This window comes from Aeromonas sp. S15(2024) (assembly GCF_041402265.1).
GTDB lineage: Bacteria > Pseudomonadota > Gammaproteobacteria > Enterobacterales > Aeromonadaceae > Aeromonas > Aeromonas dhakensis.
In genome coordinates this window covers 473,391-497,400 of record NZ_JBGLQY010000002.1, presented here as the reverse complement: position 1 = coordinate 497,400, position 24,010 = coordinate 473,391, and the positions used below count along the sequence as shown (strand labels likewise).

Here is a 24,010-nt window from a genome sequence, read left to right as displayed (position 1 = left end):
TCAAGTAGCTGTGACCACGATAGAGAGGGGGTCAGCAACATTTGGCTAGGGATGACAGTGCGCTGCGCCATGGTCAGTTCTTCAGGTAGCTGTGACCACGGCACGCGGTCAGCAACAGGTTGAGCAGCAGGGCCAGACTCAGCAAGACGATACCGAGCGCCACCCCTTGGGTGAAGGCCCCTTTCTGGGTCTCCAGCGCGATGGCGGTGGGGATGTTGCGGGTGAAGTGCAAAATGTTGCCCCCCACCATCATGGAGCAGCCCACCTCGGTGACGATGCGACTGAAGGCGCCGATCACCGCCGCCAGCAGGCCGAAGCGGCACTCGCGCATCAGCCCGAGCAGCGCCCTCGGCCAGGAGAGTCCCAGGGTGCGGGCGGTCTCCCAGGCGCGCCGATCGCTCTGCACGAACGCCGCGTGGGCCATGGTGGCGATCACCGGAAAAGCGATCAGCATCTGCCCCACCACCATGGCCTGCTGGGTGAACAGCATCTTCCAGTCGCCGAAGGGGCCGGCCCGCGACAGCAGCATGTAGAGCAAGAGGCCAATCACCACGGTGGGTACCGACTGCAGGGTATTGATGCAGGAGAGCCAGAGCCAGCGCGCCGGAATAGGCAGATAGGCCAGCGCGAAGCCGAGCAGCAGGGCCGGCAGCAGCACCAGCCCGAGCGCCAGGCCCGATACCGAGAAGGAGACCCCCACCACCTGCCACAGCTCGGCGTCGCCACTGAACAGCAGCGAAAGGGCCGCCAGTGTGGTCTCGATCAGGGTCGGCACCGGGCGCCTCCGTCACTCAAGGTGGCGAGGGGCGCCAGGGGCTGGTCGAGCAGGGTCGGCCGTGGCATCACTGCGGCTTGGCGTCGGCCACGAACAGCGGCTGGCCGGCCACCTTGAAGTCACCGATAAGCTGCTGACCGTGTTTGGAGACCAGCCAGTTCTTCAGGGTGCGCGCCCCTTCGGTGTTGAGATCCGGATAGCGCTTGGGGTTGACCAGGATCACCTGATAGGGGTTGAACAACCGCTTGTCCCCCTCCAGCAGCACGGCGAGATCCAGCTTGCTCTGGTAGGCGAGCCAGGTGCCGCGGTCGGTCAGGGTGTAGGCTCCCAGCTCCGAGGCCATGGTCAGGGTCGGCCCCATGCCCTGGCCGATGGACTTGTAGCCGGCGAACTCGGGCTTGACGTCGGCCGCCTGCCACAGGGTCTTCTCCTTGATGTGGGTGCCGGACTCGTCCCCGCGGGAGATAAAGGTCTGTCCCTTGTCCTTGATGGCCTCCAGCGCCTTGGCGGCGTCGTGCAGCTTGCCAAGACCCGCCGGGTCTTTCGCCGGGCCGACGATGACGAAGTCGTTGTACATCAGGTGCTCCGGCTCGATGCCAAAGCCCGCCTCGACGAAGGCCTTCTCGGCAGAGGGGGCGTGGGTCATCACCAGATCCGCGTCGCCGTTCTCGCCCATCTTCAGGCTCTGGCCGGTACCGGCCGCCATCACCTGCACCGGATAGCCGGTCTCCTTGGTGAACTGGGGCAGCAGCCAGCCCAGCAGGCCGGACTGTTCAGTGCTGGTGGTGGTGGCGAGGCGGATGGGGGCCCTGGTCTCGGCATGGCTGGCGGCGCTCCAGAGCGGCAGGCTCAGCAGCAGGGCGGAGGAGAGGGCAAGGGCGAGGCGTTTGCGCACTGTGGCTGTGATCATGATGTCAGGGTACCCGGTGATGGAGAGAGGGCAGGACTAAGCAAGCAGGGTGCCAAGCTGACCACATGCTCTGTTCGGCCCGGTTTTTAATGTGAAAACAGTCGGTTAAGCGCACGAATTGCGTGATGGCACCGTCGCTTTTAATAAACGGAGTTGGCACTTGGGGCCGGTTAGCGACAAAATGTCCCACAGTTTATAAGGTCGGTGGGACAATCCCGGAACCTTGTCGAATCTGAGGTACTTTTTTCATGACTGCACCCGCCAGCCGCTGGTCCGCCCTCTCCTTGCTCATCGTCGACGACGAACCCGGCATGCGCAGCTTTCTCGCCAAGGCGCTGGCTCGCCGCTTCGCCCAGATAGAGACGGCCGCCAGCGTGGAGGAGGCCGAAGCCCTGCGCTGTCGCCTGCATTTTGATCTCATCATCGCCGACATCCGCCTGCCGGGGCGCTCCGGCATCGAGTGGCACGAGGCCATCGACCCCGCTACCCGGCGCAGCGACATCATCTTCATGACCGGTTTTGGCGACATGGAGACTGCCCTCAAGGCGCTGCGGCTCGGCGCCAGCGACTTCATTCTCAAACCCTTCAACCTGGATCAGATGGTGCAGGCGGTGGACCGGGTCATCGAGCGCCGCCAGATGGAGCGGGAAAACCTGCTGCTGCGCCGGGAGGTGAGCAAGCTGTTCCCGCCCACCCTGATCGGCGACAGCGCCAGGACCCGCGAGCTCAAGACGCTGATCGCCCGGGTCGCCCCCTCCAATGCCGCCGTGCTGGTGGAGGGGGAGTCCGGCACCGGCAAGGAGCTGGTGGCCCGTGCCCTGCACCAGCTCTCCGGCCGGATGGGAGCTTTCGTGCCGCTCAACTGCGCCTCCATCGCCCCCGAGCTGCTGGAAAGCGAGCTGTTCGGCCACGTGCAGGGGGCCTTTACCGGCGCCCGCAAGGGGCGCGACGGCCTGTTCCGGGTCGCCCACCAGGGGACGCTGTTTCTGGACGAGATCGGCGAGATGCCGCTCGCCATGCAGGCCTCCCTGCTGCGGGCGCTGGAGCAGAAAGCCATCCGCCCGGTCGGGGCCGAGCGCGAGCTTTCGGTGGACGTGCGTATCGTCGCCGCCACCAACCGCAACCTGAAGGCGGAGGTGGAGGCGGGCCGGTTTCGTGAAGACCTCTTCTATCGCCTCAACGTGGTGGCGCTGCCGGTGGCGCCCCTGCGCGAGCGCATCGACGACATCCCCGCCCTGGTGCACCACTTCACCCGCCAGCTCACTGCCGAGATGGGCATGGGTGCCTTGCACTGGACCCACGAGGACGTGGTGGCCATGCAGGCCTACCCCTGGCCCGGCAACGTGCGCGAGCTGCGCAACCTCATCGAGCGCTGCCTGCTGCTGGGCAAGCCGCCCGCCGAATACTGGCAGAGCGCCAAGCCGGCCGAGTCGGCGCGGAGCGAGGAGGGCTATCCGCTGGAGTGGGCGCTGGCCGAGGTGGAGAAGGCTCACATCCTGCAGGTGGTGGCGAGCCATGATGGCAACAAGTCGGCCGCCTCCCGGGTACTCGGAGTGGCGCGCAAGACCCTGGAGCGCAAGTTCAAGGAGTGGGCCATCGAATGAGCCGGCTCGCCCCTTGCCACCGGAGTGAGCCGTGAGGCTGGCGCAGCTCCCGTGGCTGCTCAGAACCAAGGTGCGCTGGCGGTTGCTGCTGCTCACCTCGGTGCCCATCATGCTGACCCTGGCCGGCATGATCGGGCTCACCCTCTACTGGACCCTCACCTACAGCTGGCAGAACCTGCTCACCACGGTGCGCAGCGACCTTGGCGTCGCCCACCACGCGGTGAGCGTGCAGCAGCAGCGTCAGGCCGAGCACCTCGAGCACCTGCGCGATGCCTGGGCCTTCCAGCTGCAACTGCGCGAATCCCCCGCCCGCTTGCGCCAGTGGGTGATGCCGCTGGCCGCCAACTACGGTCTCGACTTTTTGCGCCTGCGCAGCGGCAGCGAGCTGGATCAGCTGCCAGAGCAGGATCGCGCGGCCCTCGCCGCCGGGCGCAGCGTCAGCCACTTCGTGGTCTGGTCGCGGGAGCAACTGCTGGCCCTCTCGCCGGCGCTGGCCAGCCGCGCCGTGCTGGACAAAGAGCTGGAGCCGGGCGCTGGGCAGGAGACCCGCGGTCTGATCAGCCTCTCCCTGACCCCGGTGATGGGGCGGGATGGCAGCCTTTGGGGCGTGCTGGAGGGGGGTGAGCTTATCAACGGCAGCACCCGGCTGGTGGACGAGCTCAAGGGGCAGGTGTTCGCCAAGAACACCCTGCCGGCCGGCAGCATCGGTAGCGTCACCCTGTTTCTCGGCGATCTGCGGGTGAGCACCAACGTGCCTGCCAGCAGCAGCCAGCAGCTGGGGCGGGCGGTGGGCACCCGGGCCTCGGCGCCGGTGCGCGAACAGGTGCTGGGCCGCGGCGAGCCCTGGATTGACCGCGCCTTCGTGCACGACGCCTGGTATGTGTCGGGTTACGAGCCGCTGCTGGGCGCCAATGGCGAGCGCATCGGCATGCTCTACGTCGGCTTTCTCGAGTGGCCCATCGTTCGCACCTACCTCACCAATCTGCTGGAGCTGGGCTCCGGCGTGGTGCTGCTGTTGCTGCTCTCGGGCCTGCTGGTCTATCGCGGCGCGCGGGACTTGTTCACCCCCATCGAGCGGATGCACAAGGTGGTGCGCCAGGTGCAGGCGGGTCGGCCGGCCCGCATCGGCGAGCTCTACCTCGACCCCGATCACGAGCTGGCCCAGCTCGGCCGCCAGTTCGACGCCATGCTGGACAGGCAGGCGGCGCACCGCCAGCAGCTGGCCCGCAGCGCCGACGAACTGGAGCAGAAGGTGGCCGAGCGTACCCAGAGCCTCGAGCAGAAGACCGCCGAGCTCGAGCACCACATCCACATGCTGACCCAGGCCCGCCAGCAGCTGCTCATCAGCGAGAAGCTGGCGGCCCTCGGCGAGCTCTGCGCCGGGGTGGCCCACGAGATCAACAACCCGCTCGCGGTGATCCTCGGCAACGTGGAGTTGATGAAGCTGGAGCTGGGGGAGGCGGCAGAGCCGGTGAGCGAAGAGCTGGCGCTGGTGCTGGCCCAGATCGAGCGCATTCGCGCCATCACCCGCAGCCTGTTGCAATATTCCCGTCCCGGCGACTACGAGACGGCGCCAGTGTGGCAGCACCTCACCCCCATCATCGAGGAGAGCCTGACCCTGGTGCGCTCCGCCCTGCGCCAGCAGCAGGTGAACCTGGTGGCCGATCTTAAGGCCCTGCAGCCCATCGAGGCGGATCGCCAGCAACTGCTGCAGGTGCTGATCAACCTTCTGGTCAACGCCAGCCATGCGTTGGGGGAGCAGGGGGAGATCCGGGTCGAGAGCCGCGACTGGCTGGATGACGCCGGGGCCCTGCAGGGGGCCGAGGTGCGGGTCATCGACAACGGCAGCGGCATCGAGGCGGCCATCATCGACAAGATCTTCGACCCCTTCTTCACCACTCGCGCCACCGGCACCGGGCTGGGGCTGGCCCTGAGCCACCGCATCATCAGCCGCTGGGGCGGGGAGCTGTTGGTAGACTCCACCCCGGGGCAGGGCAGCTGCTTTACCATCCGCTTGCGCAGCCACGCCCGGCTGGCCAGCGGCGGCGAGCTCGCCCGGCTGGAAGGGTGGCGCATCGCCCTCAACGCCGAGGGGCGTGAGGCAAGCGTCGAGCCCCAGTCATGACGACATCATAAAAAGCCCGCCGAACTTGAAGGGCGCGCATTGTCCTCAAGGGGGAGGGATGTGACTGTCGCAATTCAGAGTGAGGCACAAAAAAGCCCGCCAATAGTGGCGGGCTTTTTTACAGGTATGTGAGGGGATACTTACTGCGGACTCCACACCAGCTTGCCGCTCTGGGTCAGGTCATAGCCGCCGAGGCGGGCCGCCAGCTCGCGCCCCTCGGGGGATTGTAGCCAGCCGATCAGCTGCTGCAGCAGGGTGCGAAAGAAGACCCCCTGCGGCATCACCAGATCGAAGCACTCCTGGGAGAGCGGCATGAAGTCGAGGCCAAACTCGGTGGCGGTGCTCTGGGCGCCGGGCCCGACATCGGCATCGCCGCGGCTGATGGCGGCGGCCAGCTCTCGCTCGCTGTTGACCTCGATAGTGCGCTCCAGCCGGGTCAGCGACTCGCCCTGGGTTTGCAGCCACTCCTGCAGGGCGCGCTGGCTGCCAGCCCCCTCCTGACGCATGGCCCAGCGCCAGTCGAGCGCCTCTTTCGCCTCCTTGGGTTGCAGCCCCTGGCGCAGCACCAGCCCCTGCACCCGCCTAAATCCATGAACGATCACCCATTGCCGGTGGCCCTGATACTGCTGCACCAGCGCCGGGTGGCGCAGGTGCGCCTCCTCGGCCTGCCCCCAGTGGATGGCGCAGAGATCCACATGGCCGCGTGCCAGCATCGCCAGCCCCTGACGGGTGCCGCACGGGGTGTAGCCCACCAGTGCCTGGGTGCCGAGCTGCCGGGCCAAACGGCTGCTGGCGTAGTGGAGCAGCACGTCGTCCGAGCCCGCCAGCAGCAGCCGGTCGTTCATCACCCCCTCGTGGCAACTGCCGAGCAGCCAGCGATCGAGCAGGGAGCGGGGAAACAGCCACTTGCCGGTCGCCTTGGTGGCGGGGATGCGCGCCTCGTTGGCGAGCTGGTAGACCTTCTTCTCGTTGAGATCGAGGTACTCGGCCACCTGCTTCACATTCATAAACTCGTTCATGGTTTAATCTCGCATCCCGCGACCGGCCGAACCGGGCGCCAGCACCGGCGGCTTCTCGTCCAGCACCATATGGTCGTGGCCGCTGAAGACCTCGAAGTGGCGCCCCTTGGCACGGGCAATCATGGTGATGCCGAGCTGGCGGGCGAGATCCAGCCCCATCTGGGTGACACCGGAGCGCGACAGCAGCACCGGAATGCCCATCTGCGCCACCTTGATCACCATCTCCGAGGTGAGCCGCCCGGTGGTGTAGAAGATCTTGTCGTGGCCACTCTCGCCGCGCATCCAGAGCTCGCCCGCCAGGGTATCCACCGCATTGTGGCGCCCCACATCCTCGACAAAAGAGAGGATTTCGCTGCCGCGACAGATGGCGCAGCCATGTACCGCACCGGCCATCTTGTAGGTTTCGTTATGGGCCGACAGCGCCTTGAGCAGGGCGTAGAGGGTGCTCTGTTTAAGCTCGGGCGCCGCCAAGACCACCCCTTCGAGCTTCTTCATCACGCTGCCATACATGGTGCCCTGACCGCAGCCGGAGGTGACCGTCTTCTTCTCCAGGGCTTGGTCGAGGTCTTCGGCCTGCTGGCTGCTCACCACGGCGGCGGCCTCGCTCTCCCAGTCGACGATGACCGACTCGATGGCCGCAATATCCTCGATAAAGCCCTGATTTTTCAGATAACCCAGCACCAGCGCCTCGGGGCGGGCCCCCAGCGTCATCAGGGTTACTATCTCCTTCCAGTTGAGGTAGACCGTCAGTGGCCGCTCACAGGCGATTTGGCGGGTTTGCAGCGTGCCCTGCTCATCCATCACCTCGACGGCCATGGTGAGCTGGGCTGCGGCATTGCTTTTGATAAAGGTCGGTGTCATGGGCCCCTCGCGACCGGTTGCCGGGATCTAAGGGGAGGGACACAGCAAGTTTTGTTCCAGATTGTTTTTGGTTTATGAGCATCCATAGATGACAAATGATCAAAATGAAGCTCATTACATCATGATTGAAATGTGAATTATTAAATATGTGCAGCATCTTGAATAAACTTATCTGGACAAAAGCTATTTATTTTATAACCATAGCAATGGGTTGCCAATTTACTATTAAGTACAGAGTATTAAGTTTATGAGAGGGATAGGATGGGATATTTAGTAGAAATTATTAAAGCATTGGCATGGCCTGCATCTATTATTTGGCTTGGTTATTTATTTCGAAGTGAAGTTCGGATGTTGTTGGGAAGGTTAACTGTTTTAAAGCATGGAGAAACAGAAATCAGCTTTTCCAAAAACTTGGAAAAGGCAGAGGAAAAGGCCTTCCAAATTAATGATATTAACGATGTTGATTTGAGGGGTGATACACCTGAGGATATTAATCAGCGGGATTTATTATACAAGATTGCAGAGATTTCACCTCGAGCTGCAATTGTTGAAGCATGGACGTTAATCGAAACCGCAGCAGTTAAAAGTAACTTGGTCATGGGGAGCTCATTCAAAAGAACAAGTGCAAAATTAATTCAAGACAACCTAATTAGTACGGGTAAATTTGGTAAGGATAGTATTGAGTTGATAAATGAACTTAGGCAATTAAGGAATAAAGCTAGCCATTTGCCTGATTTTGCAATTTCACAAAGTGAAGCAGAGCGTTATTTGGATTTGGCGATTAAAAGTGCACATGCTATAGAAAACTTAGCATCCAAGTGATTTGTAGACTAATTCATATACCTCAATGTTTATTGAGGTTATAAAAGGGGAATTATGCATAACGACAAACTGATTTTACGTGTTATAGAACTGGCAGGAGGTAAAGATATACTGAATGAACGGTTAGATAAAAAACTGAATGAAATAAATGAGGCATGGAATCAAAATACTGATTTAATTGGGCGGGTTCTTCGTGCACATCTTTTTGTTGAACACTTCATGACTCGATATGTTTTGAGTAAGAGAAATGAATTTAAAAATGAGAGTGTTGAACGAGCATCATTTGCTAGAAAAGTAGATTTGATAGCAAGAGGTGATGTTATAGTTTTAAATGAATTGATTCCCGGAATTAGAAAGCCTAACAAAATAAGGAATAAGCTTGCGCATAATATATTCATTGAACTTGATTCTGAATCAATAGATGAATTTTATAAATCAAGTTCTTTTTGGTCATTAAGAATTGAATTGGCCAAGCCTAATGCTCCTTCAATGGAACCGGTTGCTGTAATAGAGGATTTTGCTAAGCATGTAGGAGTATGTATTGATGAGATACTTGACCCTGCTTCATTGTCTAAATTTTTTTCACAAGCATTATCAGAACAAAAAAATTTGTAATATGTATTTAAATGTAATTATTTACCTTGTATGAAATCTTGGATGCAGACTAAATCCTAGGTTGGTGCTGAACGAAATGAAGCCCAACGTTTACCGCGTGATCTTGTTGATATAGGCAATTATCTGACCACTCGATTATTGCCAACATCAAGTTGCATTGGGATGTGGGAGCATTGGTTTTTCTTTACATGTTGGGCTCCGCTGCGCTCTGCACCAACCTACCTCCCGCATGATGCCTAACCCGCATCAAAGCCACCATCAACCACCAAACCGGCCTTGGCCCCACTCTTGCTAAGTCTTATCCCATTGATGGCCGTGGCCGCCCTGAATCTCCTGCCGTGATCCGCCCCGAACGGGGTGGTACACGGGGGAGAGCGGCCCGGCAGAGACCTTCTGATGGGAGCCGTGACAGTGCAAGAGACAACCAAACCCCTCTCCCCGCAGCGCTGGCTGCAACTGGAGTTAAAGGCCATCGACAGCCAGGTTGGCCGCTGGCAGAGCCGCCGTTTCGAGATTGCGGCGCTCCATCCCGCCGAGCCCAAGGCTGCCGGTGCCTTGCCCCTTACCCTGTTTCGCGATGAGCGGGGGGATTATCGCTTCAATCTGAGCTCCGGCTCGCCCCGCCTGTTTGTCACCGGAAGCCGCGTGGACAATGGCTTTGTGGCCGATGGCCTCACCCTGAGCCAGACCGTGGCCGCCGCCTATATGGATGGCGAGCGGCAGGTGCTCTCCTGCCCGCTACCCGAGGCACTGCAAGCCTGGGTGGAGGCCTTTATCGGCCGCCACGGCGAGCTGCTGGAGGCCCGTCGCAAGGGCAAGAAGGGCAAGGGGCGGGCGCAGGATCAGCTGGGCCTCGATACGGCTGTAGCGACATCAAGAGATACGTTAGATCAAGCCAGCTGCGGCGCCGTCAAAGCCACCGGCCCCGATGGCCGCGAGCGTGGCCGTGAGCGTGGCAGTGACAGCGGAAATCGCGCCCATGAGTGAGTTCCTCAAGCGCTGGTCGTCTCGCAAGAGCGAGGCGCGCAAGCATCAGGCATTGCAGCCGAGGGAAGAGGTTATCCCCGAGGCAGTTGCCGCCCCCATCGAAGGCAGTGGCGAAGTTGAAATCTCAGATACTGCGCTGGATAGCCCCGTAGTCAGCACTGACAAGGGGAGCTGTGACCCCCTTGCCGTTGAGGGGGCCGAGAGTGGCGAACCGCCGCTGAAAACGGCTCTGCCGGGCAAGGCCAAACTCCCCGACAAGGAGGCGCTGCGGGCCATGTTTCGCAGCCATAAGCCGGATGGACTCGACGACTACACCCAGGATTTTAGCAAGCCCGAATTGCTGCCAGCAGCCCTGAGCGCCGGGCTGCGCAACTGGCTGGTGGAGCAGGCGACGGCGCCGGATGACGAAGCGCCTCACTCAACCGCTGCCGCACCCGAACCGGCGATTGTGGCCGCCACGGCCATAACCAGCGAGCCGCAAGGATTGGCTGATAACCATTCTCAAACCCATACCGACGATCGGGACATTTTGGTTGACCATGATGGACAAAATGTCCCAACCAAGGGTGTGGGAATGGAGCATTTGGGATCCTGACTCCCTGCCAGTCACTTTTTTCCTGGGGGAGTTGGCTCGGCTCTTGCTCTCCCAGCTGACCAACAAGCACGCCATCCCACGAGGTGGCGCGCACAGGAGTGCATGTGAGCATCGAACAACCCATAACAACATCCGTCGCAACTCTGACCGCCGATGGCGTGGCCGCGCGCAACGAACGTGCCCGCGCCCATGCCCTGCAGCATACGGTCAAGACCGACAACCTGATCCCGGCCACCGTCTCCTACCTGAGTCAGGGGCGCTTGTTGCTGGCCGGCCCGGAAGACAGCATTCGCCGCGCCGCCAGTCTGCTGCCCCAAGGCGTGATGCCGACCCTGCTAGTGACCGAGTCGGCGCATGACGCCGAGGCGGCGGATCTCGAGGCCATCTTCGAGGCTACCGCCACCCTGGATGCCCTGACCCTGCGCGAGCCGAGCCTGAGCGGGTATCTCGGTCAGTTTCAGCTCACCGGCCTCAATGGGCAGGGTGAGCGGGTTAACCTGGCGGCGCTCTGTTTTCCACAACAAGCGGCTGCTGTCAGTGAACAGCTACGCGAACCGCGTTTCGATCTGGTGGCCGATCTGGGCCGCGTCCCGCTGTTTGCGCTGGAGCGCCCGCCGGTGGGCTATCTGCATCTCTTTGATGACGCTGACCAAGCCGCACGACTCGCCGGGCAACTCGCAGAACTCTGCGCACTGACCGGCATCTTCGACAAGCCGCGCTATTTTCGCCTCGACCCCGAGGCCTGCGCCTTTACCGCCCGCGGCGTGCCCGGTTGCAGCCGCTGCCTCGATGTCTGCCCGACCGACGCGCTCCAGCCCATCAATGGTCGCATCCAGATCGATCCCCATCTCTGTCAGGGCTTCGGCAGCTGCGCTTCGGCCTGTCCGACCGGGGCGATTGCCTATCACCAGCCCGATGCCAACACCAGCGGCGACTACCTCTTCCGATTGCTCAAGCACTACCGGGAGGCGGGGGGCGACGCACCTCAGCTGCTGATCGCCGGTGAAAACGAGCGCGAATGGGTGGAAGCCGAACTCACCCGCCTGCCCGCCAACTGGCTGCCGGTCTGGGTGGAGGAGAGCGCGAGCTTAGGCATCGAGAGCTGGTTCGCCGCCCTTGCCTATGGCGCCAGCGCGGTGCGCATCACACTGGGTGACGATACTCCCGAGAGCGTTCGCGCGCTGGTCGAGCGGGAGCTGGCGAGCGCTGCCGTGCTCTTGGCCGGCGCCGGTCTTGCGGCCGATCGCATCGCCCTGTTTAACCCGGATGCCGAACAAGATAAGCCGATCTCCGGCCATCCAGCGGTTGCCCTGCTGGATAAACCGCTCAAGGGGGAGAAACGGGAGAACCTGTTTGCCGCCTTCGATGCCCTCTGGCAGGCCAACGAAGGGAGCCGCGAACCGCTGGCGGTGCCCCACGGCGCCCCTTACGGCAGCGTTGAATTGAAAGAAGCTGACTGCACCCTCTGCATGGGCTGCGTGGCGGTCTGCCCAAGCCGCGCTTTGCATGCGGTGGGGCACACGCCCGGCCTCAACTTTATCGAGCAGGACTGCATCCAGTGCGGCATGTGCGAAAAGGCGTGCCCCGAGCAGGCCATCGTACTGACGCCCCGTCTGCAACCCGTGCCCGAGGCGCGCCGCGCCGTGCAGAGCCTCAAAGCCGAAGAGGCGGCCTGCTGCATTCGCTGTGGCAAGCCGTTCGCGCCGGCCTCCCTTATCCGCCGCATCCAGCAGAAACTGGCCGGTCACTCCCACTTTCAGAACGAGGCCGCTGCGCGGCTGCTGATGTGCGAGGACTGCCGGGTCAAGGATGTGTTTGCGGCGCTGGCGGCGGATCCCGTCTCCCAGCTCAAGGTGTGAGGGGTCAGTGATGAGCGAACCACATAATGAAAAGGCTGGCGAACTGACCATGACCGAACTGGAACAGAGCAGCGCCGATCTCTACGCCCTGCTGGCGAGTCTCTGGCGCGCCGCCCCCCGTGGCGAACAGCTCGCCTGGCTGCAAGGGTTGCAAGCCATGCCCGGCCCCTTTGCCAGAGGGTTGGGACTGGTGCAGCTGGCGGCCAGCAGCCATCACGAGCACGAGCTTGCCGAGGAGTATCAGGATCTCTTTATCGGGCTGGGGCGCGGGGAGATAGTGCCGTTTGCTTCCTGGTATCTCACCGGCTCTTTGATGGAGCTGCCGCTAGCGGTACTGCGCGCCGACCTGCAGTCGCTGGGCTTCGAGCGCCAGAGCGGGGTGTGCGAGCCGGAAGATCACCTGGCCGCCCTCTGCGAGGTGATGGCGGTATTGATTGCCGAGCAGCACCCGGATCGCAACCGCTTCTATGAACGCCACCTTGCCCCCTGGGTACTCGCCTGCTGCCGTGATCAGCAACAGGCGAAAGGGGGCAGCTTCTACCGGGCGGTCGGGGCCCTTGCCGAAGACTTTTTCAAACTGGAACAGGAACTGCGCCTGCCCTTTGGCAGCCCGGTGGTGACGCTGCCATGACGCTGCGCCGCCCACTCATAGCAAAACCGGCTCACCGCAGCCGACCATAACAACAGAGGTCACAGAAAGATGAGCGATGAACAGCTGAAAGACCCGTCCCGCCGCAATCTGATCAAGGGGGTGGGGGTGGTTGCCACCATAGGTGTGCTGGCCGGTGCCACCGGCCGGGTGGTGGGCAAGGAGGTGCTGACTCACGACACCGAGCCTGACAAGGGCTATCGGGAGACCCCCCATGTTCACGACTTTTATCGCACCCTGCGCGGCACCGACTGAGCCGGATCAGTGAAGGAGAACTCATGAAACTGACGAAACGTGCCGAGCAGCCCCAGGCGGGCGAGCAGGGCAGCTTGCAAGGCGGTTTACAAAATAATGGGGCCGCTCGCGGTCAGGGGCTGACCCGTCGCGCCTTTATGGTCAATTCCGGTCTGGTGGCTGGCGGCGCCGTGGCGACCGGCTGGCTGGCGCCGGCCATGATGCAGCGGGCCGAGGCCAAGGCCGTGGCGGCCGAGGTGCCGGTCGAGGTGAAGCGCACCATCTGCTCCCACTGCTCGGTGGGTTGCGGCGTCTATGCCGAGGTGCAGAACGGCGTCTGGACCGGTCAGGAGCCGGCTTTCGATCACCCCTTCAACCTTGGCGGTCACTGTGCCAAGGGGGCGGCCCTGCGCGAGCACGGCCACGGCGAGCGTCGCCTCAAGTACCCGATGAAGCTGGTGGGCGGCAAGTGGCAGCGCATCAGCTGGGATCAGGCCATCGAAGAGGTGGGCAATGAAGTGCTGCGTCTTCGCAAGGAGTCCGGCCCCGACAGCGTCTACTGGCTCGGCTCCGCCAAGCACTCCAACGAGCAGGCCTACCTGTTTCGCAAGATGGCGTCCCTGTGGGGCACCAACAACGTGGATCACCAGGCGCGGATCTGCCACTCCACCACGGTCGCCGGGGTCGCCAACACCTGGGGCTACGGCGCCATGACCAACAGCCTGAACGACATGCACAACAGCAAGTCGATCATGTTCATCGGCTCCAACCCGGCGGAGGCCCACCCGGTCGCCATGCAGCACATCCTGCTGGCCAAAGAGCGCAACGGCTGCAAGATCCTGGTGGTCGACCCGCGCCGCACCCGCACCGCTGCCAAGGCGGACATGTACCTCTCCCTGCGCCCGGGCACCGACGTCGCCTTTATCTGGGGCATGCTCTGGCACATCTTCAAGAACGGCTGGGAAGACAAGGAGTTCATCCGCACCCGCGTCTTTGGCATGGACGAGGTGCAAAAAGAGGTGGCGCGCTGGACTCCGGCCGAAGTAGAGCGGGTGACCGGCCTCAATGAAAAAGAGGTGTATGGCGCCGCCAAGCTGCTTTCTGACAATCGCCCCGGCTGCGTGGTCTGGTGCATGGGCGGTACCCAGCACACCACCGGCAACAACAACACCCGCGCCTACTGCATCCTCGAACTGGCCCTCGGCAACGTGGGCAAGAGCGGGGCGGGCACCAACATCTTCCGTGGTCACGACAACGTGCAGGGTGCCACCGACTTTGGCGTCACCTCCGACTCATTGCCTGGTTACTACGGGCTGGAAGAGGGCTCCTGGAAGCACTGGGCCCGGGTGTGGGATGTTGATTACGAGTGGATCAAGGCCCGCTTTGACAACAAGGCCTACAACGGCAAGCTGCCGATGAACAACAACGGCATCCCGGTCTCCCGCTGGGTGGATGGTGTGCTGGAGAACGCCGATCTCATCGAGCAGGGTGCCAACATCCGCGCCATGTTCTACTGGGGCCATGCGGTCAACTCCCAGACCCGCGGCCCGGAGATGAAGAAGGCGATGCAAAAGCTCGACATGATGGTGATTGTCGACCCGTATCCCACCGTTGCCTCGGTGATGAACGATCGTACCGACGGCGTCTACCTGCTGCCGGCCACCACCCAGTTCGAGACCTATGGTTCCGTGACCGCCACCAACCGCTCCATGCAGTGGCGCGACAAGGTGGTCGAGCCGTTGTTCGAATCCAAGGTGGACCACGAGATCATGTATCTCTTGAGCAAGAAGCTCGGCTTTGCCGATGAGCTGTTCAAGCACATCAAGGTGGAGAACAACGAACCGCTCCTAGAAGACATCACCCGCGAATACAACCGCGGCATGTGGAGCGTGGGTTATACAGGCCAGAGCCCGGAGCGGCTCAAGGCGCACCAGCAGAACTGGCACACCTTCCACAAGACCAACCTCAAGGCCGAGGGTGGCCCGGTCAGCGGCGAAGTGTATGGTCTGCCCTGGCCCTGCTGGGGCACCCCGGAGATGAAGCACCCCGGCAGCCACATTCTCTACGACACCAGCATTCCGGTCTCGCAAGGGGGCGGCGGTTTCCGCGCCCGCTTCGGCATCGAGTATCAGGGCGTGTCCCTGCTCGCCGAAGACTCCTGGCCGAAGGGAAGTGAAGTGGAAGATGGCTATCCCGAGATCACCGCCGACCTGCTGAAACAGCTTGGCTGGTGGGATGAACTGACCGAGGCCGAGAAGAAAGAAGCCGAGGGGCGCAACTGGAAGACCGACCTCTCCGGCGGTATCCAGCGGGTGGCCATCAAGCATGGCTTCGTCCCCTACGGCAACGCCAAGGCGCGCTGCGTGGTGTGGACCTTCCCGGATCAGGTGCCCAAGCACCGCGAGCCGCTCTACACCCCGCGCCGGGATCTGCTGGCTGACTACGCTACCTGGCCCGATGCCAAGAGCCTGTGGCGCCTGCCGACCCAGTACGCCTCGGTGCAGGAGAAGGACGTCAGCAAGGAGTTCCCCATCATCCTCACTTCCGGCCGTCTGGTGGAGTACGAGGGAGGGGGCGATGAGACCCGTTCCAACCCCTGGCTGGCCGAGCTGCAGCAGGAGATGTTCGTCGAGATGAACCCGGCGGATGCCAACGATGTCGGCGTGCGCGACGGTCAGGACGTGTGGGTCGAGGGGCCGGAAGGAGGGAGAGTGAAAGTGAAGGCGCTGGTGACCCCGCGGGTCAAACCCGGGCTCGCCTTTATGCCGTTCCACTTCGGCGGCCACTTCGAGGGCCAGGATCTGCGATCCAAATATCCGGAAGGGTCAGACCCCTATGTGCTGGGGGAGTCGGTCAACATAGTCACCACCTATGGTTATGACCCGGTCACCCAGATGCAGGAGACCAAGGTCACCCTGTGCCGTTTTCGCAAAGTAGGAGCCTGATCCCATGGCCAGAATGAAATTCATGTGTGACACCAAGCGCTGCATCGAGTGCAACGGCTGTGTGACGGCGTGCAAGAACGAGAACGACGATGCTCTGGAGTGGGGCATCCAGCGCCGCCGGGTGGTGACCCTCAACGACGGCCTGCCGGGGGAGACCTCCATCTCGGTCGCCTGCATGCACTGCACCGACGCTCCCTGCATGGCGGTCTGTCCGGCAGACTGCTTCTACCACACCGACGACGGCATCGTGCTGCACAACAAGGATCTCTGCATCGGTTGTGGCTACTGCCTGTTTGCCTGCCCGTTCGGGGCGCCCCAGTTCCCGAAGACTGCCGCCTTCGGCGATCGGGGCAAGATGGACAAGTGCACCTTCTGCGCCGGTGGCCCGGAAGAGGATCACAGCGAGGCGGAGCGCCAGAAGTACGGTGCCAACCGCATCGCCGAGGGCAAGCTGCCCATGTGCGCCGAGCTCTGCTCCACCAAGGCGCTGCTGGCGGGGGATGCGCAGGTCATCTCCGACATCTTCCGGGAGCGGGTCGCCTATCGCGGTGCGCCTCACGCGGGCTGGGGCGGGGATGAGCAGGATCTGTTCCACGACGCCAGCCAACCCCGCGATGGCAGAGGCAAGGGGCTCAAGCCTGGCAAGCAGGAGGGTGGCCAATGAGACACTGGCTGACAGGGCTGCTGACAGCCTTGCTGCTGTTCAGTGCACCTGGCTTTGCCGATGCCCAGAAGGAGACGATCGGCTTTGCCGGCGCCGACTACTGGCGCGCGGTGAAGGATGGGCAGGAGGGGGTGACCACCTCCCGCTCGCCGGAGCACGGGGTGCTCATCTCGGTGCCGGGCCAGCTCTGGTTCGAGGTGAAAACCAAATGGGTGTCGCCGCTGGGTGCCATCGCCATCTTCGGCTCTTTGGCCATGTGCGGCCTGATGTACTGGGTGGTGGGGCCGACCAAGCTCTCCAAACCGCGCACCGGGCGCAAGCTCAAGCGCTGGAGCAGGCTCGATCGGGCGCTGCACTGGACCACGGCGGCCATGTTCCTGACCCTCTCCGGGTCGGGACTGGCCATCATCTACGGCAAGCACTTCATCAAGCCGGTGGTGAGCATGGGGGTGTGGGAGAACTGGATCTGGTTCGCCAAGGTGTTCCACAACTATGTGGGGCCGCTCTTCTTCCTCTGCCTGATGGGGGTGCTCATCAAGTGGTTTCGCCACAACATCGTCAACATGGTGGATGTGCAGTGGTTCATGAAGGCGGGCGGCATGCTGGGACCCCACAAGGGGAGTCACCCCTCGGCGGGCTTCTCCAACGGCGGCGAGAAGGCCATTTTCTGGCTGCTGATCTGGTTTGGCGGCATCGTGGTGGCGACCGGGCTGTTTCTGGACTTCCCCATCTTCGGCCAGCTGCGCCGCCAGATGGAGTGGGCCAGTTTCATCCACATCGTAGGCGCCCTGATCCTCATCTGCGGTTTTATCTTCCATATCTACATGGGCTTGTTCCAGCTGGAAGGGGCGCTGGAGGGGATGGTGACCGGCGAGGTGGACGAGACCTGGGCCAGGGAGCACCACGACCTCTGGTATGAAGAGGTGAAGCACCAGCTTGACGAGCCTAAAACGGGCAAGTCCGGCTGAGATTGACCGAGATATCAAAATGAAAGAGAGGGGGCGCTGCGGCGCCCCTTTGTTATGCCTGCTGCTCAGCGCCGCTGCAGTGGCAGCATGGCCGACGACCATGGTCTGAATGAGGCCGTATCCCGTCCTGCCACGGTTTTTGGCCGCAGGGTATGCCCAAGCTCACAAAATGAAACGACCAAACGTCATATGATTGATTTCATTATGAGTCTTGCTCTCCTGCCGAACGGCAATTTCACGTAAATCAAAGAGAATGACTATGGCTACCGGACAATATCTGCTGTGGAAAGATGCACAGGGACAAGATTTTCGCCCCGTTGCACTGACGGGCACCGATCTGCTCAACGATCGCAACCTCAACAAGGGTACCGCCTTCACCGAACAGGAGCGCGCCGACTTTGAGCTCGACGGCCTGTTGCCTCCCCAGGTTCAAACGTTTGAAGCCCAGCTTGAGCGGGTTTATCAGGGCTTTTTGAGCGCCTGCAGCGACATCGAGAAGTACCAGAACCTGCGGGCCCTGCAGGATCGCAACGAGACTCTGTTCTACGCCCTGCTGGCACGCCACGTGGAGGAGATGACCCCCTACATCTATACCCCGACCGTGGGCAAGGCGTGTCAGGAGTTCAGCCACCGCTTCCAGAAGCCGCGCGGCCTCTACATCACCCCGAAGAATGTCGAGGACATGGGCTCCCTGGCCCGTCATCTCGATGCCAAGTCGGTGCGCATCATAGTCGTGACCGACAGCCAGGGGATCCTGGGGATCGGTGACCAGGGGGTGGGCGGCATGGGCATCCCCATCGGCAAGCTCTCCCTCTATACCCTGGGTGCCGGCATCCACCCCGCCTGCTGCCTGCCCATCGCGCTGGACGTGGGCACCGACAACCAGGCGCTGCTGGATGACCCCATGTATCTGGGCCAGCCCCACAAGCGCATTCGCGGCAAGGAGTACGACGACTTCATCGACAAGTTCGTGGCCGGGGTCAAGCGCCACTTCCCCAATGCGGTGCTGCAGTGGGAGGACTTCAGCAAGTCCAACGCCTTCAACAACCTCTCCCGTTATCAGCAGTCCCTGCCGTCGTTCAACGACGACATTCAGGGGACCGGGGCCGTGGTGCTGGCGGGCATCATAGGGGCGGTCAAGGTCAAGGGCGAGACCCTGGGCCAGCAGAACTACCTGGTCTATGGCGCCGGTGCCGGCGGGGTCGGGGTGGCGGATCAGATCTGTGCGGGCATGATCCGCGAAGGGCTGGATCCCCAGGCGGCCCGCGATCGCATCTACATTCTGGATACCCAGGGGCTGGTGTGTGACAACCGTGAGGGGCTCGACGAATACAAGCGCCGTTATGCCAAGCCGGGCCTGTTGCTGTCGGGCTGGGACACCGAAGTGCCCGGCAAGGCCAACCTGACCGACGTGCTGCGCCACGTGCCCATCACGGTACTGCTGGGTACCAGCGGTGCCGGTGGCGCCTTCAAGGAGCAACATATCCAGCTGATGCTCAACCACTGCGCGCGTCCCATGGTGTTCCCGCTCTCCAACCCGACCGCCAACTGCGAGGCGCTACCGGAGGATATCTATCGCTGGAGCCAGGGCAAGGCCATCGTCGCCACCGGCAGCCCGTTCAAGGATGTGCATTACGAGGGGCAGGAGTTTCGGGTCGGCCAGGGCAACAACGTCTTCATCTTCCCGGGAGTGGGCCTGGCGGCCATCGTCAGCCAGATCCGCGAGATCACCCCGGACATCTTTACCACAGCCGCCTTTGCGCTGGCGGAGTGCGTGAGCGAGGTGGACCTGGCGAAGGGGGCCGTCTATCCGCGCATTCGCGAGCTGCGCAGCATCTCGGTGCACGTAGCGACGGCGGTGCTCAAGGACATAGTGCGGCGGGATCCTTCCCACCCGCTGATCGGTCAGGATCTGCAGCAGCACATTCTCAACCACATGTGGGAGCCGGTCTATCTGCCCTACCGCCGGGTATGACGGACGCAAGCTTGCAATAGAAGAGGGGTGGCCATGGCCACCCCTCTTGTTTTGTCACCTGAGCGGTCAGCTATCTTGTCAGCCGCGCAGCGGCAGCCAGTGCCCCGCCTTGCTGCGGCAGGCGGTGTCCTGCCACTGCTGGCTGGCCTGGCCTATATAGAGCTGCTCGCGATAGTCGCGACACCAGAGACCGTTGGGATGGCGAAAGGTGCGCAGCGGCGTGACGCTGCCCGAGTGGCGGCTGGCGGGGTTGAACCAGGTGAGACTCTGACCCTTGGGACGGGTTTGCAGCGCCTCTGCCAGCGCCTGGTTGGCGAGCGCCACGTCCTGCTTGTCCATCTGGTGGTAGAGCGGGGCGACTGGCTGGGTGGCACAGGCGGACAGCCACAGCGCCAGGCAGATCAGCAGATAACGGCTCATGGTTGCTCCTTGCTGTTGAACCCTTGCTGGATCAGGGCCTGCTCCTGTGCATCGGTCAGGGTCTGGCCGCGATCGTCGACCGTGCCATCCCCCCGCAGCTTGTTGCCGTCAGCATCGACGGCATCCATGCCGTTGTCGTCGACCGTGCCGTCGCCCCGGATCTCGTTGCCATTGGCATCGACGGCATCCATGCCGTTGTCGTCGACCGTGCCATCGCCCCGGATCTCGTTGCCGTTGGCATCGACGGCGTCCACTCCGTTGTCATCGAGGCCATTGCCGAGGCCACGTCCACCACCGTGACGATCGCCGCCGGCGTGACGCTCCCCGCCGCCATGCTGTTCACCACCGGCATGGCGATCCCCTCCGGCATGTTGCTCGCCGCCGGCGTGCTCCCCACCGCCGTTGTCGTCACTGCCATGGCTGCCACCATCGCTGTCACTGCCGCCGCCACTGTTGCTGCCGCCGTCGCTGTCACTGCCACCACCGCCACTGTTGCTGCCGCCGTCGCTGTCACTGCCACCTCCACCGCTGCTGCTTCCACCACTGCTTCCACCACCACCACTGCTACCACCCCCTCCGCCATTGCCGTCGCCATCCTTGTTGTGAACGATCAGCCCATTGGCGACATAGCTGTGGCTGCCATCCAGGATTAGGTTGAACAGTGCAGTGGTGGGTGGGGCGTCAATCCAGCAGAGGGACTCCACCAGCAGCGGGGTGGGGTGAGGGGCCAGCGCCAGGTTGCCAGCGCAGACGTGTTCTGACCAACCCAGCAGATGCATGCCGGTAAAGAGCGGCAGCACGGCGAGGGTCGGGTTTTCGGTGCGGGTCATGGCCGGCGCGATGGCCGCCCAGCCGCGGGTGGTCAGGAAGGGGTGCTCGGCGGTGAAGAAGGGAGCCAGCCGGTTTATCCCGTAGAGCCGGCGCGCTCCCAGCAGCACCCGCTCGACCGCGAGGATGAGGTTGCTGCAGCCATATTGATCCCGCACCCGTTCACCGGCCTGCAGGGTCTCGATGGGACGTTCCTCTCCGTCGGCCATCAGGATGGGGGTGCCGGTCACGAAACAGGACTTGGCATAGGCCTGATTCACCTGCCACTGATGGTGGCTGAAGTCATAGCTCAGCGGGGTGGCAAACAGGGCCAGGGCGATGGCCGAACCCACCAGCAGTCGGCGCTGGCTGGGCTTGAAAGCGGGCAGTGACATGGGGGACTCCTTGTCCGGCTGGGTTCATGTCATCAAGTATAGGGCGGGCTGATGGAGGGGCAGGGGAGCCATTGACAAACAAAACAGCATGGAAAAACGATTGGCGCCGGCCATAAAAGTGCGTAAAATCGCTTCCTCGATGCTTGTAGCAACGAATCCCGCCTAAAAAGCCAGTTTCCTGCCCTCCCCAAGCAGTAAGAGGCAACAAATGACGCCGAATGGCTCATTCAGTGCCTTGAAAAAGTCTTGTGATAACTGAAAAGTGTCAAATATCCCTGTCAGTTATCAAAAAATTAAGGACATCCATGTTTTCCTTAGTCAAGCAAAGCGTCGCCGGGCTGCAAATCCTGTTTGTCGCCTTCGGTGCCATGGTGCTGGTGCCCCTGCTCACCGGACTGAACCCCTCCATGGCCCTGCTTGGCGCCGGTGTAGGCACCCTGTTGTTCCAGCTCTGCACCCGCCGCCAGGTCCCGATTTTCCTCGGTTCCAGCTTTGCCTTCATCGCCCCCATCATTTACGCCACTCAGACCTGGGGCCTGCCCTCCACCATGTTCGGTCTGTTTGCCGCCGGTTTCATGTACTTCATCCTGGCCACGCTCATTCGCGCCCGCGGCATGGGCTTTGTGCACAAACTGCTACCGCCTGTGGTGATCGGCCCGGTGATCATGGTGATCGGCCTGTCGGTGGCCCAGGTGGCCTGCAACATGGCCATGGGCCGTGCCGGCGGTGAGCAGGTGATGCCTGCCTCGACGGCGCTGACCCTGGCCGGCATCTCGCTGGCGGTCACCCTGATTGCGGCGGTATTCTGCAAGGGCTGGATCAAGCTCATCCCCATCCTGTGTGGCGTGATTGCGGGCTATGTCTCTGCCGTGCTGATGGGTCAGGTGAGCTTCGACGGCATGGTCAACGCCCCCTGGCTGGCGCTGCCCCACTTCGTGACCCCGGAGATCAACTGGGCTGCGGCGCTGTTCATGCTGCCGGTGGCCATTGCCCCCTGCATCGAGCACATCGGCGGCGTGCTGGCCATCGGTGGCGTGACTGGCAAGGATTACACCAAGAACCCGGGTCTGCACCGTACCCTGGCCGGTGACGGCATCGGCGTCTGCTTCGCCGGCTTCATCGGTGGCCCTCCCGTCACCACCTATGCCGAAGTGACCGGTGCCGTGATGATCACTCGCAACTTCAACCCGGTCACCATGACCTGGGCTGCGGTGTTCGCCATCATTCTGGCCTTCTTCGGCAAGTTCAACGCCCTGCTCACCTCCATCCCGATGCCGGTGATGGGCGGCATCATGCTGCTGCTGTTCGGATCCATTGCCGCCATCGGTCTCAAGACCCTGGTGGAGTCCAAGGTGGATCTGGGGCTGTCGCGCAACATCGCCATCGTGGCGGTGACCCTGACCGTGGGTGTCGGCGCGCTGGAGATGAAGATCGGTGACTTCGCCCTGGCGGGCGTGGGTCTGGCCTCGGTGGCCGCCATCCTGCTCAACCTCATCCTGCCCCAGCACTCCGAAGAGGGTGCCATGGAGAGCGCCAAGGATTGAGTGAACGGACGGCGTATCCCTGTCTTGCAGAGGCCACCTCAGGGTGGCCTCTCTCTTTTCCGCCATCTGGCACATCGCTGGGTCGGTGGAGGCGTTAATATGTATAAAGTCAATAGCTTGCTCACCAGCAGGCGTTGTCGTCCGAGAGTATCCGCCAGCCTCAAAAGAGGGGTTGATTGAAGCCTGTCTGGCCAGGGCACCATTTGACGGATCCCTGTTCCTGACCTTTGCTAAAGGTCAGGTTTGACACTGTGCTGTGCGGATCAGTATGAAAAAAGAGGCGTTTACGCCCCCCATCATGGGATGCATCTTCCTTTCTTCTTATGATGCTGTTCTGGCCGTTGCACCCTGTTAAACCACCCCATCTGCTTGCCGCCGACATGACGAAGGCGCGGCAAACCGTGCAAGCCGGCACGATCCGATAAGGGTCGTAAGGGTCCGCACATCGACTGGTGCGGACATTGAGGGACGAGCTGTGAGCAAAGTGAGGTTGCAATGAAATATCAACTGTTGTGGAAAAGCGCCCTGTTCTCGGCCTCTTCGGTGCTGGCGCTGGGAGCCGTACAGGCGGCACCCTTGAACGTGATGACCGAGGATTATCCGCCGTTCAACATGCAGGGGGAGGGGGGCAAGATAGTCGGCCTCTCCACGGAGGTGGTGGAGGAGCTGTTCAAGCGGGCCGGGCTCGAATACAAGCTGAGCATGATGCCCTGGAAGCGTGCCTACGAAGATACCCTCAGCACGCCCAATACCGCCCTGTACTCCACCACGCGCACGCCGGAGCGGGAAAACCTCTTCAAGTGGGTCGGGCCGCTGGTCAACAACAACTGGGTTTTCTTTGCCAATCCGTCTTCCACCATCACGGTCAACTCCTTGGAAGATGCGAAGCAGTATTCGGTTGGGGGCTACAACGGTGATGCCGCTGCCGAATATCTCAAGGCGCAAGGGTTTGGCAAGCTGCAGCTGGCGGCCAACGATACCGCCAACGTGAAGAAACTGGAGGCTGGTCGCATCGATCTCTGGGCGACCGGGGAGTACCTGGCCCCCTATCTGGCCGCCCAGGAGAAGACGTCAAGTCCCAAGCCGGTGTTTGTGTTCAAGGAAACCCAGATGAGCCTGGCTTTCAACAAGGAAGCCCCGGATGAGCTCATCAACAAGCTCAACGAGATCCTGGCCGCCATGAAGGCGGATGGCACCATCGACAAGATCAATGCCAAGTACCATTAAGTTGTAACAA

At 62.1% G+C, this 24,010-nt stretch carries 21 protein-coding genes; 15 read left to right on the top strand and 6 right to left on the bottom strand.

Going from position 1 to position 24,010, the window contains the following annotated elements; translation table 11 throughout:
- Window positions 1–73: 73 nt before the first annotated feature.
- Window positions 74–775, bottom strand: coding sequence for an ABC transporter permease (locus ACB033_RS06325; RefSeq protein ID WP_005303218.1), 702 nt, complete (start codon window positions 773–775; stop codon window positions 74–76).
- A 67-nt stretch (window positions 776–842) separates the two neighbouring features.
- Window positions 843–1,685 carry a substrate-binding domain-containing protein gene (locus ACB033_RS06320; RefSeq protein WP_126881357.1) on the bottom strand — a complete coding sequence of 281 codons (843 nt, stop codon included), beginning with the start codon at window positions 1,683–1,685 and terminating at the stop codon, window positions 843–845.
- 248 nt (window positions 1,686–1,933) lie between these two features.
- On the opposite strand from ACB033_RS06320, the gene ACB033_RS06315 reads away from it, so the two are divergent.
- A complete protein-coding gene (locus tag ACB033_RS06315; protein WP_371140411.1) occupies window positions 1,934–3,289 on the top strand; it encodes a sigma-54-dependent transcriptional regulator in 1,356 nt (451 codons plus the stop codon).
- Window positions 3,290–3,320: 31 nt separating this feature from the next.
- Window positions 3,321–5,414 (top strand): cache domain-containing protein, encoded by a 2,094-nt coding sequence (locus ACB033_RS06310; RefSeq protein ID WP_371140410.1) that lies wholly within the window; start codon window positions 3,321–3,323, stop codon window positions 5,412–5,414.
- Between the two features lie 140 nt (window positions 5,415–5,554).
- Here ACB033_RS06310 and ACB033_RS06305 read toward each other — a convergent pair whose 3' ends face one another.
- Together ACB033_RS06305 and ACB033_RS06300 are read right to left on the bottom strand one after the other, a co-directional pair.
- Window positions 5,555–6,421: a substrate-binding domain-containing protein gene (locus ACB033_RS06305; RefSeq protein ID WP_371140425.1), complete on the bottom strand. Its 867-nt coding sequence runs from the start codon at window positions 6,419–6,421 to the stop codon at window positions 5,555–5,557.
- 15 nt (window positions 6,422–6,436) lie between these two features.
- Window positions 6,437–7,294: a formate dehydrogenase accessory sulfurtransferase FdhD gene (locus ACB033_RS06300; RefSeq protein WP_371140409.1), complete on the bottom strand. Its 858-nt coding sequence runs from the start codon at window positions 7,292–7,294 to the stop codon at window positions 6,437–6,439.
- A 261-nt stretch (window positions 7,295–7,555) separates the two neighbouring features.
- On the opposite strand from ACB033_RS06300, the gene ACB033_RS06295 reads away from it, so the two are divergent.
- The 11 genes from ACB033_RS06295 to ACB033_RS06245 all read left to right on the top strand — a co-directional run bounded on the left by ACB033_RS06295 (window position 7,556) and on the right by ACB033_RS06245 (window position 19,607).
- On the top strand, window positions 7,556–8,116 hold the full coding sequence (locus tag ACB033_RS06295; RefSeq protein ID WP_279700237.1) for a DUF4145 domain-containing protein: 561 nt from the start codon (window positions 7,556–7,558) through the stop codon (window positions 8,114–8,116).
- A 54-nt stretch (window positions 8,117–8,170) separates the two neighbouring features.
- Window positions 8,171–8,731, top strand: a complete 561-nt coding sequence (locus tag ACB033_RS06290; protein ID WP_371140408.1) for a hypothetical protein — start codon at window positions 8,171–8,173, stop codon at window positions 8,729–8,731.
- Window positions 8,732–9,127: 396 nt separating this feature from the next.
- On the top strand, window positions 9,128–9,718 hold the full coding sequence (locus tag ACB033_RS06285; RefSeq protein WP_371140407.1) for a DUF3305 domain-containing protein: 591 nt from the start codon (window positions 9,128–9,130) through the stop codon (window positions 9,716–9,718).
- Window positions 9,711–10,313, top strand: coding sequence for a DUF3306 domain-containing protein (locus ACB033_RS06280; RefSeq protein ID WP_371140406.1), 603 nt, complete (start codon window positions 9,711–9,713; stop codon window positions 10,311–10,313). The genes ACB033_RS06285 and ACB033_RS06280 overlap by 8 nt, the downstream gene beginning before the upstream one ends.
- Before the next feature lie 104 nt (window positions 10,314–10,417).
- Entirely contained in the window at window positions 10,418–12,172 is a 1,755-nt protein-coding gene (locus tag ACB033_RS06275; protein WP_371140405.1) for a 4Fe-4S dicluster domain-containing protein, read from the top strand.
- 10 nt (window positions 12,173–12,182) lie between these two features.
- Window positions 12,183–12,803, top strand: coding sequence for a molecular chaperone (locus ACB033_RS06270; protein WP_206866636.1), 621 nt, complete (start codon window positions 12,183–12,185; stop codon window positions 12,801–12,803).
- Window positions 12,804–12,872: 69 nt separating this feature from the next.
- Window positions 12,873–13,076 (top strand): transcriptional initiation protein Tat, encoded by a 204-nt coding sequence (locus ACB033_RS06265; RefSeq protein ID WP_005303194.1) that lies wholly within the window; start codon window positions 12,873–12,875, stop codon window positions 13,074–13,076.
- A 23-nt stretch (window positions 13,077–13,099) separates the two neighbouring features.
- Window positions 13,100–16,000 (top strand): formate dehydrogenase subunit alpha, encoded by a 2,901-nt coding sequence (locus ACB033_RS06260; protein WP_371140404.1) that lies wholly within the window; start codon window positions 13,100–13,102, stop codon window positions 15,998–16,000.
- Between the two features lie 4 nt (window positions 16,001–16,004).
- Window positions 16,005–16,664: a formate dehydrogenase FDH3 subunit beta gene (gene fdh3B, locus ACB033_RS06255; RefSeq protein WP_005303185.1), complete on the top strand. Its 660-nt coding sequence runs from the start codon at window positions 16,005–16,007 to the stop codon at window positions 16,662–16,664.
- Window positions 16,661–17,632, top strand: a complete 972-nt coding sequence (locus ACB033_RS06250) for a formate dehydrogenase subunit gamma (RefSeq protein ID WP_017781969.1) — start codon at window positions 16,661–16,663, stop codon at window positions 17,630–17,632. Before fdh3B ends, ACB033_RS06250 begins: the two co-directional genes overlap by 4 nt.
- 259 nt (window positions 17,633–17,891) lie before the next feature.
- Complete coding sequence (locus tag ACB033_RS06245) at window positions 17,892–19,607, top strand: NAD-dependent malic enzyme (RefSeq protein WP_010633297.1); 1,716 nt, start codon at window positions 17,892–17,894, stop codon at window positions 19,605–19,607.
- Between the two features lie 78 nt (window positions 19,608–19,685).
- Here the strand turns inward: ACB033_RS06245 and ACB033_RS06240 are convergent, their stop codons facing one another.
- Entirely contained in the window at window positions 19,686–20,027 is a 342-nt protein-coding gene (locus tag ACB033_RS06240) for an RT0821/Lpp0805 family surface protein (protein WP_371140403.1), read from the bottom strand.
- Window positions 20,024–21,229 carry a hypothetical protein gene (locus ACB033_RS06235; RefSeq protein WP_371140402.1) on the bottom strand — a complete coding sequence of 402 codons (1,206 nt, stop codon included), beginning with the start codon at window positions 21,227–21,229 and terminating at the stop codon, window positions 20,024–20,026. Before ACB033_RS06235 ends, ACB033_RS06240 begins: the two co-directional genes overlap by 4 nt.
- Window positions 21,230–21,534: 305 nt before the next feature.
- On the opposite strand from ACB033_RS06235, the gene ACB033_RS06230 reads away from it, so the two are divergent.
- Entirely contained in the window at window positions 21,535–22,773 is a 1,239-nt protein-coding gene (locus ACB033_RS06230; protein ID WP_162519980.1) for a uracil-xanthine permease family protein, read from the top strand.
- 495 nt (window positions 22,774–23,268) lie between these two features.
- Entirely contained in the window at window positions 23,269–24,000 is a 732-nt protein-coding gene (locus ACB033_RS06225; protein WP_019839749.1) for an ABC transporter substrate-binding protein, read from the top strand.
- Window positions 24,001–24,010: the final 10 nt, after the last annotated feature.